General features: G+C 48.7%; 9 protein-coding genes. All 9 read left to right on the top strand.

Annotation, left to right across the window (positions count from 1 at the left end; all coding sequences use genetic code 11):
• The first annotated feature begins 10 nt into the window (after positions 1 to 10).
• The 9 genes from nuoI (at position 11) to murA (ending at position 11535) form a co-directional block, all read left to right on the top strand.
• Positions 11 to 463 carry an NADH-quinone oxidoreductase subunit NuoI gene (gene nuoI, locus RQP50_RS26865; protein WP_021258897.1) on the top strand — a complete coding sequence of 151 codons (453 nt, stop codon included), beginning with the start codon at positions 11 to 13 and terminating at the stop codon, positions 461 to 463.
• Entirely contained in the window at positions 456 to 983 is a 528-nt protein-coding gene (locus RQP50_RS26860) for an NADH-quinone oxidoreductase subunit J (RefSeq protein ID WP_021258896.1), read from the top strand. The genes nuoI and RQP50_RS26860 overlap by 8 nt, the downstream gene beginning before the upstream one ends.
• The gene (gene nuoK, locus RQP50_RS26855) at positions 980 to 1291 is read left to right on the top strand and encodes an NADH-quinone oxidoreductase subunit NuoK (RefSeq protein ID WP_021257164.1); all 312 of its coding nucleotides are present in this window, start codon (positions 980 to 982) and stop codon (positions 1289 to 1291) included. Before RQP50_RS26860 ends, nuoK begins: the two co-directional genes overlap by 4 nt.
• A 20-nt stretch (positions 1292 to 1311) precedes the next feature.
• A complete protein-coding gene (gene nuoL, locus RQP50_RS26850) occupies positions 1312 to 3210 on the top strand; it encodes an NADH-quinone oxidoreductase subunit L (protein WP_315747258.1) in 1899 nt (632 codons plus the stop codon).
• The gene (locus tag RQP50_RS26845; RefSeq protein WP_142544838.1) at positions 3211 to 4821 is read left to right on the top strand and encodes a complex I subunit 4 family protein; all 1611 of its coding nucleotides are present in this window, start codon (positions 3211 to 3213) and stop codon (positions 4819 to 4821) included.
• Between the two features lie 4 nt (positions 4822 to 4825).
• Positions 4826 to 6379: an NADH-quinone oxidoreductase subunit N gene (locus tag RQP50_RS26840; protein ID WP_315747257.1), complete on the top strand. Its 1554-nt coding sequence runs from the start codon at positions 4826 to 4828 to the stop codon at positions 6377 to 6379.
• A gap of 372 nt (positions 6380 to 6751) precedes the next feature.
• Complete coding sequence (locus RQP50_RS26835) at positions 6752 to 9637, top strand: S8 family serine peptidase (protein ID WP_315747256.1); 2886 nt, start codon at positions 6752 to 6754, stop codon at positions 9635 to 9637.
• Between the two features lie 12 nt (positions 9638 to 9649).
• Entirely contained in the window at positions 9650 to 9910 is a 261-nt protein-coding gene (locus RQP50_RS26830) for a DUF1146 family protein (protein WP_021257159.1), read from the top strand.
• A 296-nt stretch (positions 9911 to 10206) separates the two neighbouring features.
• The gene (gene murA / locus RQP50_RS26825; protein ID WP_315747288.1) at positions 10207 to 11535 is read left to right on the top strand and encodes a UDP-N-acetylglucosamine 1-carboxyvinyltransferase; all 1329 of its coding nucleotides are present in this window, start codon (positions 10207 to 10209) and stop codon (positions 11533 to 11535) included.
• The last annotated feature ends 354 nt before the right edge of the window (positions 11536 to 11889 follow it).

Genomic DNA, 11889 nt, shown 5'->3' with positions numbered 1-11889 from the left:
GGTGAGATCCGTGAAAGGACTGTTGAAGGGTCTAGGCGTTACATTCAAGGCGATGACGTCGAAGAAGGTCACCTACAAATACCCAGATGTTCCGCTTGAAATGCCTGACCGTTTTCGCGGCATACAGCATTTCGATCCGGATAAGTGCATCGTATGCAATCAATGTGCCCGCATCTGTCCAACGGAATGCATTACGTTGACAGGCAAACCGAATCCAGATCCAGAGAAGAAGGGCAAAGTGATCGACACGTACGATATTAACTTTGAGATTTGCATTTTGTGCGATCTTTGTACGGAAGTATGTCCGACCGAAGCGATTGTCATGACCAACAATTTTGAACTGGCGACATACAGTCGCGATGACTTGTTCAAAAATTTGAACTGGCTGAACGACAATAATGTCAATGTTCGTCAAGAGAACAACTCCGCCATGCCGAAGGGGGGCGCGAAGAAAAGTGTTTAACTTCTCTTTGGATTGGACGGGGGAGACGATTGTCTTCTTCGTGTTGGCCATCTGCATTATTTCCGGCGCGGTATTGATGCTTAACTTTACGAAGGTTGTACATATGGTCGTCTCTGTTGCCTTCTCCTTCCTAGGGTTGGCAGGGATGTACGTGCTGTTGGATGCTGAATTTGTTGCTTTTGTGCAGGTACTTGTTTATACAGGCGCGATATCGATACTCATGATTTTCGGAATTATGATGACCAAGCACGATAAGCAGGATGAGGCATTCGTCAAGCCGTGGAAGGAAGCGTTGGCCGCGATAGGCTGTATTGCCCTGTTTGGAGTGCTATTCTTCTCTATTCGCAGCTCTGAGTTTCCTGTACATCAAGACGCTGCATTGGTTCAGGATAATACGCTGAATATCGGGAAGCAACTGTTCACAGAGCATGTCATTCCGTTCGAGCTGCTGTCTGTTCTGTTGACGGTGGCCTTTATCGGAGCAATTGTGCTGGCTAAGAAGGAGGCGGATGAAGGATGAGTACGATGCTTGCTTCCTTTTTAACACTTGCTGCTATATTGTTCTGTATTGGTTTATATGGTGTATTAACAAAGCGCAATGCTGTTATTGTGCTGTTGTCCATTGAGTTGATGCTCAATGCGGCGAACTTGAACTTGATTGCCTTTTCGAAATACGGGGTCGTACCGAGCCTGAAGGGGCAAATTTTCTCTCTCTTTACAATTGCGATTGCAGCTGCAGAAGCGGCAATTGGTGTCGCCATCCTTATCGCGTTGTACCGGAATCGCGGAACGGCCAACGTGGACGAATTTGACGACTTGAAGAGATAATCGGTAGGGAGGATACGACAATGGAATCCGTCTTTTCGCAATTCGCATGGGCTATCCCGGTCATTCCGCTGCTCGCGTTCCTCATACTGACGGCATTTGGCCGCCAGATGAAAGGCGCAGCCGTTCTGCTCGGTGTCATCAGCTCTCTTGCTGCGTTCATTCTGTCTGCGCTCCTCTTGTGGGAGCGGGTGTCCGGAACGATGGAGGACTATACCCGGAGCTTTGATTGGATTCGCTTCGGTGACATCCGCCTGGAGTTCGGATTCGATGTGACGAACTTGAACGCGCTAATGCTCGTCATTGTCACGCTGGTCAGCTTACTAGTAAATGTATATTCCAAAGGCTACATGCATGGTGATGAGCGGCAAACGGTGTTCTACGCCTATATTGCGCTCTTTACCAGCTCGATGCTTGGACTTGTGCTGTCTCCAAACTTACTCCAGCTCTATATCTTTTGGGAGCTTGTAGGGGTATGCTCATTCCTCCTCGTTGGATTCTGGTATGAGCGTCATGCAGCACGTGCTGCGGCTAAGAAGGCCTTCATCGTCACACGGATCGGAGACGTTGGTTTATTTATAGCACTGCTGCTTCTGTTCTGGTACATGCCGGGTCATGCGCTTGACTTCGGATCGATCAGCAATGTGTTCAGCAATGCAGATACACTGGCACAGAGCGGTATATCTGCCGGACTGACGACATGGATTGCATCTCTCATATTCGTAGGAGCGGTTGGCAAGTCGGGTCAATTCCCGCTGCATACCTGGCTCCCAGATGCCATGGAAGGGCCGACACCGATCTCAGCACTTATCCATGCGGCTACGATGGTTGCGGCAGGGGTATATCTCGTTGCACGCACGTTTGATATTTTCCACATGTCGCCTACGGCAATGACAATTGTCGCGAGTGTTGGAGGATTTACTGCGATCTTTGCCGCGACGATTGCAATCGCACAGCGCGATTTGAAGCGCATCCTTGCATACTCAACGGTTAGTCAGCTCGGCTACATGATGATGGCGCTTGGTCTTGGGGCTGTGACCGCAGGGGTGTTCCACCTGTTTACGCACGCCTTCTTTAAGGCGCTTCTGTTCCTCGGAGCGGGAAGCGTCATTCATGCTGTACATACACAAGATATATTCAAGATGGGCGGCGTTGGCCGCAATATGAAGGTTACAGCTTGGACATTCGGTATTGGCGCACTGGCACTGTCTGGTATTCCTCCTCTGTCCGGCTTCTGGTCTAAGGATGCGATTTTGACAGCGGCTTGGGATCAGAATAATTGGCTCTTATTTATTATTGGTGCAGTTGCTGCATTCTTTACCGCTTTTTATATGGCGCGTTTGTTCTTCCTCGTATTTACGGGGGATCCATCAGCAGACAGCGAGGCTTCCAAGGCACATGAATCGCCATTGTCTATGACAGTGCCATTGATCGTGCTCAGTGTACTGGCTGTGGTTGCAGGATTCGTCAACACTCCGTTCGGGGGCAGCTTCGGCACCTGGCTCACAGGCGAAGAAGTAGGTGAGCACGCAAATATCATGGTGATGATTGTATCGGCGCTTATCGGTGTATTGGGTATTGGACTTGGATATGTCATGTACGGACCTGGTCGCAAGCGTCAAGATACGCTCGAACATACGGCGGCACCTGTCTATCGTCTGCTTGCCAACAAATATTATATTGATGAACTATATCAAATCGTATTTGTTCGTAGCCTATCGGGTATTGGGCAACTGCTGAAGGCAATCGATAAATGGGTAATAGATGGTCTGGTACGCTTGGTAGCATGGTTTACAGTCAGTGTTGGCCGAACATCGCTGCGTGTGCAGAACGGTCAACTGCAAACCTATGGCCTGGTATCCCTGTTTGGCTTTGTCGGATTAATTCTGCTCGTGCTGGCACTTGGAAGGAGGTTCTGGTAGATGCTGAATATACTTTCTTCGATGCCGCTGCTAACGCTGCTGACCTTCTCTCCGCTTCTTGGAGTCATTGTGCTTCTGTGCATTCCGCAGGGGCGTACACGTGCGATTCAGGTGACAGGCATTGTAACGACATTCGTGCCTCTTCTACTGGCGCTTATCATTTATGGCAATTACGATGCACTCGAGCAAGGCAAAACCATAGCAGAGCAATGGTCATGGATATCGATTCCGCTCAATTCAGAATTGATTGAAGGGCTAAGCTCATGGGCATTTACGATTCAATATCATTTGTCGATAGATTCCTTATCGTTGCCGCTCGTGGTAATGACCACGATCGTAGCTTCGATGGCGGCGTTTGCTTCCTTGTATGTGAAGAAACGCTGGAAGTCGTATTTTATTCTTTTCCTGCTGCTTGAAGTTGGAATGCTGGGTGTCTTTATGGCACGTGATTTGTTCTTATTTTTCATGTTCTTCGAATGGACGCTGGTACCGACTTACTTCCTTATTGGTATCTGGGGCTATATGCATCGCGAGAAGGCTGCGAATCAATTTCTGCTGTACAATGGGCTCGGTTCTGCGCTTCTCTTAGTTGCCTTCATTGTACTTACGGTGACAGCAGGCTTTGCACCTAACCCGGACATGGCGGCGAATGGCCATTACGTATATACGGGCAATCTTGATGTCATTATGAAGAACATTAATGATGCGACTTCTTTTATATATCAAGAGCAGAGCGGCGTATATTTGTCTGACAGCATGCGGACGTTTGTCTTTTTCTTGCTCATTGTGGCCTTTGGTGTGAAGCTCCCGATCTTCCCATTCCACACATGGATGCTGCGCGTGCATGCTGAAGCTCCGGCACCTGTGGTGATGCTGCACTCAGGAATATTGCTGAAGATGGGTGCTTACGGTCTTATTCAGTTCGGAACAGCATTGCTTCCGAAGGAGACCGCATCTTGGGCAGTACTACTAGCAGTACTGGGTGTTATTAATGTGCTGTATGGGGCCATACTCGCCTTTGTGCAGACAGAATTTAGACTTATCTTAGCTTATTCTAGTATTAGTCATATGGGCTTCGTTCTGCTTGGTATCGCAGCGATGAATGACATTGGGCTTCAAGGTGCTGTTGTGCAGATGGTCTCGCATGGATTTATCTCTGCGTTGTTCTTCCTGCTGGTAGGCGCATTATTGGAGCGTACAGGAACAACAAAAATTGGCGAACTGGGTGGATTAGCGAAGGGCATGCCATTCTTGTGCGGCATCTTATTGCTGTCAGGCTTGGCATCGTTAGGCTTGCCAGGCTTGTCGGGATTCGTAGCAGAGCTTCTGTCCCTGCTTGGTCTGTTCGGAACGATGAAATGGGCATCCATACTTGCTGCACTTGGGATTATATTAAGCAGTGTCTATGTGCTTCGTGGGGTACTGGCAATCTCTTATGGGCCAAGAGACGATCGCTATGCAAGCTTGAAGGATGCCAGACTTGTCGAAGCTGTGCCGATCATGGTGCTGACGGCATGCATTATTTTAATCGGATTGTTCCCATCATTCGTTACGGCTCCGATTGATAATGGCGTCGAGCATGTCATTGAATTATTCAAGGTGAGGGGGTAGGCCCATGGAAGCGACTACAGTTAAACTGCTGCAATTGGGCGATCTCGCACTGCTGGCACCCGAGCTGACGCTTGTTATTGCAGCGATTGTGATCTCGCTCATTGATTTGGCGCTGCCCCGTCGTGTGAACCGGGATATTATCGGGGGGCTGTCCCTGCTGGGCGTTCTAATTTCGCTTGGCTTCGTGGTATGGAAGTTGTATCAACGAACATTACTTAACGAGGAAGCGGCTCGATCTATGCAGCTGCTCAATCAAAGCTATCGCGTTGATGATTTTGCCCTGCTGCTCAAAATTGTATTTCTTACCGGTACGGCACTCATACTGCTAATGAGTATTGGCAATATAAGAGATAAGGAGATTCCGCATCGCGGCGAATATTATTACTTGCTGCTTCCAGCTGCACTTGGCGCGATGATCATGGCTTCATCAGGAGATTTAATTACGCTTTATGTTGGTCTGGAATTGTTGAGCATTACTTCCTACATTCTCGTTGGGTTGAAGAAGAATGACCGGAAGTCATCAGAAGGTGCATTCAAATACGCGGTACTTGGAAGTGTAGCGTCTGCATTTATTTTATACGGGATGTCCTTTGTATACGGCATGACAGGAAGTACGCAGCTTGGTGCGATTGCAAGAGGCTTGGCGGATCAAGTTCATTCCTTCGAACCGCTCATCTATGTCAGCTTTTTACTCATGCTGGTGGGCTTCGGTTTTAAGGTTGCAGCAGCACCATTCCATGCCTGGTCACCTGATGTATATGCGGGTGCGCCAACACCTGTCGCTGCCTTCTTGGCAGTTGTATCCAAAGGTGCGAGCTTGGCAATTTTGTTCCGCGTATTCTATAGTCTGTATTTTGGTCTGGGTGCCAATAGGGATATGCTCATCTATCACGACTTCGCAACGATTCTTCTCGTGCTAGCAGCGGTGTCTATGGTGATCGGGACCACAATGGCGCTCAAGCAGTCGAATGTCAAGCGGCTCCTAGCCTTGTCTGGTATTGCGAATGCAGGTTACCTGCTTGTGCCGATTGGGCTCGATATGTTGGATGGATCGTGGCATTCATCGAACTTCTCGGAGTTCCTATTCTACTTGTTAGCCTATTTATTTACGACGATCGGTGCGTTTGCCGTCCATACGGTTATGGAGCGCGCTGCAGGCCATGATGAAATGAAGGGATATGCTGGCCTGTATTATCGTTCTCCGTGGCTAGCTGTAGCGATGACCGTACTTGTGCTGTCACTTGCAGGAATCCCAGTTACAGCCGGATTCATGGGTAAGCTGTACATCATTTTTGGAGCAGCTGCCAACCATGCGGTATGGCTCTCTGTGCTCATGATGGTAACAGGCGTAATCTCCTTCTACTTCTACTTCGGCTTCATACGCCAGATGTATATGCGTGCTGGCAATGAGGATGAAGTTCGTATATCGATTACTCAACGAGCAGTCATCGCCTTATGCGTATTGATTGTACTGCTGCTCGGTGTGTTCCCTGGCTTCGTCGTGAAGGTCATTCAACATGTGTTCTCAATTGGAGTAGATTTGCTGATCCGCATGTAATCGGAACACAGGTAGTTGGAGCATACAATGACGTATAGGCTAGTATGTGCTAGCGGAGAATCGAGGTCTCTCACGAGAGACCTCGATTCTTTTTTGTAAATGTAGGACTCAGGACTCAAATTGATCAATACGAACAGGAAAGCATGTCTCCATGGCGAAACTTTATAACGTTTAACGTGTAAAGGTATATTGTGATTGAATGGATGGGAGAAACGTCGGTTGCTTGTCTTTACCATTCATTGACGTGAATAAAGAGCAAGGTAGAGGTCGGAAGAATTGGATTCGGTGACGAATTTGGTCATCTTCTCGTGAAATCATGTATTAACACCCTCTAGCACAGGCCTTCGGAACAAGAATAGGAAGGGATTCATTATGAAACGATTGCCTCGCGTCGTCGTGACTGGCACCATCATTGTACTATCAAGCATGCTGCTGATAGAATCGTCAGGCATGCGCCAAGCGATCTCGCCGATATACGAGGTAAGGTTGGAGGAGGCGACGCAGCGAAGCTGGACGAATGAGCAGCTATCGCCATCTGCGAGTCTTGTCAGGAATGAGAACCATGAGGAGGAAGCAACCTCAACCTCATGGATTATTAAGTGGAAACAAGGGGCACAGGATGACGTATTATTGCGTCGAAGTATAGTAGAATCAGAACAGGAATCAGTAGGAATTATGGTTGTTCGACCTAAGGAGGAAGAGAAGTCGGAAGATTGGCTTCGCGATGCCAAGCGCTCGGACGATATCGAATACATCCAGCCGAATCATACGGTTCGCACGCTGCAATCGGTGATAAAGCCGAATGATACTTTATACGGGCAGCAGCACTATTTGCAGCAAATCGGAATTGAAGCGGCATGGACGAAGACGAGGAGCAATTTGTCTACTACAATTGCGCTGGTTGATACGGGGGTTGACTTTAACCATCCCGATTTGAAGCCGAATATCGTGAAGGGGGTTAACCTGCTAGATACAGGTATCCCACAAGATGATAACGGTCATGGTACTAGCGTTGCCGGCGTCATCGCAGCAGTAGGCAATAATAACAAGGGGACAACCGGAATTCTATGGTCAGCCAAGATCATGCCTATTAAGGCACTTGATGCTAGAGGCTATGGCGATGAGGATAAATTAGGTGCGGGCATTCTATACGCTGTCGATCACGGTGCCAAAATCGTTGTCATGTCGGTTGGACTGTACCGATATTCAAAGTACATGGAAGAGATTGTGAATTACGCCGAGCAGAAGGGCGTTCTACTCATTGCAGCTACTGGAAATGATGGCAAACGCTTTGGAGAGAAAATCGCGGTCAAATATCCAGCTGCTTATCCTACGGTGCTCGCCATCGGTGGAAACACAAGACAGCAGCGGGTAGAGCCGCGTTCGAATACGGGGCCAGAAGTGGATCTCGTTGCACCGTGGCATGTATTTACCACAGCATTAGGTGGTGGCTATGCTGCTGAGGAAGGCACCTCGATGGCGGCTCCCCAAGTAGCTGGAGTGGCGGCATTGCTGTGGAGCCAATATCCTGAACTGAAGCCATATCAAATTCGTCAGCATTTACGGAAGACGGCGAAAGATATCGAAGCCCAAGGCTGGGACCAGCTTAGCGGATACGGGATGCTGCGTGCCGATCAAGCGCTCTTGAATCCGGTAGAGAAGGATCCATTTGGGACGAATACAACTCGTGATAAGGCAAGGATGTTCCCGATTGACACTTCCTTAGCAGCAGAATTGAACGGGAAGAAGAAGAATAACTGGTTCGTCGTAGATGCACCCTACGATGGAACACTAGAGTTGAACGTGCAGCGAATTCAAGGAACTAGCAAAATCGGAATCACACATTTCTTAGCAGATAGTCGTTCGGGTACCGCGTATAGTCACCCTATTAGCAAGCCGCTCACCGTTCCAGTTAAAAAAGGGAAGAATGTGTTTCGATTCTATGCGGAAGAAGCTGGCGCAGCCATATCTTATAAACTGTCGTCACGCTTTCTCATTTATGAGGATCCGTTCGAACCGAATGACAAGCAGTTTCAAGCATATGCCCTGCCTGCACGGACGCAGGATATTGTAGGGACATTCAGTCATGCTTCCGACTTGGATTGGTATACGATTCAACTGCCGACCAAGGCGACACTTCGGTTGAAACTAGACACAGACACCGTGCGTATTGACCCAGCGATAGAGATTCGCGGTTCACAGATGGAAACGCGATGGGTGGATGAACAGAAGGAAGGCCAAGCTGAATCGGTAGTTCTGCCTGACTTGCCCGCGGGCAAGTATTATATATTGGTGCAGAATGCAGTAACAGCTCGTCCTGAAGCAGTGGCGGGAGAGTATAAGCTGCATATTGAATACCTGACTCAGTTCACGGATCCGAATGAGCCGAATGATAAAGTATACGAAGCGATCACAATGAGTGAAGGAACGGAATATAAAGGTGTCTTTCATGAGGATAATGATGTGGATTGGTTCCAATGGAAAGTGAAGGAGCAGGCGTATGGGCACTTTCGGATAGGCAATGTGCCTTCGAATCGTGTGGTGACGATGTCCGTTCTGTCGAGAGAGCAGAAGGTGCTTGCCTCAGCACGCAACCGGTTGGGTGAATCCGCTGTAGAATTGGGCACTGAGCTGGAGCCGGGCACGTACTACGTTCGACTCACGACAAGCGATAAGTTCGATACACAGTTCTATTCCTTATCTGTGCAGGCAGATCCACTTGTGGCTGGGTTCCGAGACATAGGGGAGCATTGGGCTAAGGATTCAATCGTCCGAGCAGTCAAGTCAGGCTGGATTAACGGTTATCCTGAAGCGGAATTTGGCCCGGATCGGCCGATCACTCGTGCAGAGGCTGCGTCCATTCTCGCCAATGCGTTTAAGTTGAATGCGAAGGGAAAGCAGACAACTTCATTCAAGGATGTCACTTCGAAGCATTGGGCGTATTCTGCGGTATCACGAGTTGCCAATGCCGGTATTGCGGGGGGTGTTGGTGGCCAGCGCTTCGCGCCCAACCAGAAGGTGAAGCGTTCGCAGATGGCGGTAATGATCGGCAATGCACTTCATCTGAAGGCTGGAGCGATAAGCACGGGGCCGTTTGCGGATGTTCCTGCTGTCCATTGGGCAGCCCCTATGCTGGCTGAGATGAAGCGACAAGGGTACGTGCATGGTTATGAAGGCAATACGTTCGAGCCGGATCGCGATGCGACTCGGGCTGAGTTCGCAGCGATGCTCCTCGTTGCCTTGGATAGGAAATCGTAAGGAGGAGTCTAAGTGGGCGGAAATGAAACATGGACACAGGTCACCTCGTCTGTAGGCTGGAGTGGTGCGATTCAAATGATCATTACACTGATGTGCATTGCACTCGCGTGGTGGGCACTGCAAAATGTAAAGATCGATTTGTTCATTCGGCATCCGCAGAGCCCACAAGGCAAAATGGTTCATTTGATTTTAGCCATTTTGGTTGGCCGGGCAGTGGCACAGTTTTTTGTCGATTATTGGAGCTGGACACAATCACTGCGTTTTTTGTTTTGAAACCATCAATAATGGTTAAGAGGAATTGGACGGCGGTACACCGACGGGGTTAATACCGTGATTTCCTCTTGATTAAACCCCGTCCGGCAAGGGTTCAAGCACTTGTCGAATAACATCGAATGAAGATGTCAACACTGGATGATAGCCCCAAGGAAAATGTGGAAGGGTCTGTCGAAAAATATCGCTTGTCCATAGCTGTAAAGCAGTGGTATGATGTAATTTGGAAATCAAAAGAACGTACCATTTTTTACAGATATACGGATAATGGGGCGAAATAAAGCGCGGAGGGAAACATGATGAGTAAATTTATCGTCCGCGGAGGCAACCGATTGACGGGTACTGTGCGTGTTAGTGGCGCGAAGAACTCTGTACTTCCGATCATCGCTGCTTCGTTACTGGGAGAAAAAGGCGTTAGCGTAATTTGCGATGCACCTCCACTTGACGATGTGAAAACGATACACAATGTACTAGAAAAATTAGGTGCAAGCCTTACATATGCCGACGAAACCATTTGTGTGAATGCGGAGAACCTTCATTCTTTTGAAGCCCCATATGAGTTGGTACGTAAGATGCGAGCATCATTCCTCGTCATGGGCCCATTGTTGGCTCGCGCAGGACAGGCGCGTATTTCTCTGCCTGGTGGATGCGCTATTGGGAGTCGTCCGATTGATCAGCATTTGAAAGGCTTTGAAGCTATGGGTGCGGTTATCGGTCTTGGACAAGGATATATTGAAGCGAAAGTGAACGGCCGACTGAAGGGTACCAAGATTTACTTGGACTATGCGAGTGTCGGTGCGACGGAAAATATTATGATGGCCGCTACATTGGCCGAAGGTACAACAATTATTGAAAATGCAGCTCGTGAGCCGGAAATCGTCGATTTGGCGAACTATCTGAACAAGATGGGCGCAGTAGTTCGCGGTGCAGGAACAGGCGTTATCCGCATTGAAGGTGTGGATCATCTGCATGGTGCTGAGCATACGGTTATCCCTGACCGCGTCGAAGCAGGAACTTATATGGTTGCTGCAGCGATGACAGGCGGAGATGTGTATGTGGAAGGTGCGATTGCAGATCATCTTGGTCCTGTTATTGCGAAGATGGAAGAGATGGGCATTACGATTGATCCGGATGAGAATGGTATCCGCGTCCGTGCGGAACAGCCGTTGAAGGCTGTCGACGTAAAGACGCTTCCATACCCTGGATTCCCGACAGACATGCAGTCGCAAATGATGGCATTGCTGCTTGCAGCAGAAGGCACATCTGTAGTGACCGAAACGGTATTCGAAAACCGCTTCATGCATGTGGATGAATTCAACCTGATGAATGCAAACATCAAGGTTGAAGGCCGTACTTCTGTCGTAACAGGCCCGGCTAAGCTAAGAGGTGCTAAGGTAACGGCAACTGACTTGCGTGCTGGAGCTGCATTGATCTGTGCAGGGTTGATTGCGGAAGGCACAACAGAAGTCGGAGGCGTTCATCATATTGATCGTGGTTATGTGCACTTAGCAGAGAAGCTGTCATCGCTCGGAGCAGATATCTACCGCGTGAAGATGAATGAAGAGCCAAAAGGCGTGAAAGAAGAGAAGGAAGAAGGGACTTTTCGAGCACAGCCAACTTGGGCGTAAGCCTATCGTGAGCTAAAGCTGGAGAAGAAGCTTCCACCCGGATCATATAGACAATTGCATCGATAGAAAAGGTGTACCGGCTAGACATAAAGCCGCCTCGTGAAGAGGCGGCTTTTTTGCGTGTATATGATTTTGGGTGCAGATGTTTTGAGTATGTGCTGTTTTGCATGAAGATGTCCTGGTACGCATACGATTTTTCGAATGTATTCGCATGTGTAGATGACGAGTTGCTGGTAGTCATCCGTATCGAACCTAGAAACCTTCTACATGTAATCAGGAAGGGATACGAGGGTATGTGGTTCTGTCTTCTCTTAAAAAAGCATAGGGTAGAGAAAGAGGAGGATTGATTCTGTT

The organism is Paenibacillus suaedae (assembly GCF_032337355.1).
Lineage (GTDB): Bacteria > Bacillota > Bacilli > Paenibacillales > Paenibacillaceae > Paenibacillus_B > Paenibacillus_B suaedae.
The sequence above is the reverse complement of the archived record's forward strand: the minus strand, read 5'-3'. Positions and strand labels throughout refer to the sequence as shown.

Excerpts from the sequence above, each read along its gene's own strand:
- RQP50_RS26845 (WP_142544838.1), top strand. The coding sequence starts at position 3,211 with ATGCTGAATATACTTTCTTCGATGCCGCTGCTAACGCTGCTGACCTTC.
- RQP50_RS26840 (WP_315747257.1), top strand. The coding sequence starts at position 4,826 with ATGGAAGCGACTACAGTTAAACTGCTGCAATTGGGCGATCTCGCACTG.
- RQP50_RS26835 (WP_315747256.1), top strand. The coding sequence starts at position 6,752 with ATGAAACGATTGCCTCGCGTCGTCGTGACTGGCACCATCATTGTACTA.
- nuoL (WP_315747258.1), top strand. The coding sequence starts at position 1,312 with ATGGAATCCGTCTTTTCGCAATTCGCATGGGCTATCCCGGTCATTCCG.
- nuoK (WP_021257164.1), top strand. The coding sequence starts at position 980 with ATGAGTACGATGCTTGCTTCCTTTTTAACACTTGCTGCTATATTGTTC.
- murA (WP_315747288.1), top strand. The coding sequence starts at position 10,207 with ATGAGTAAATTTATCGTCCGCGGAGGCAACCGATTGACGGGTACTGTG.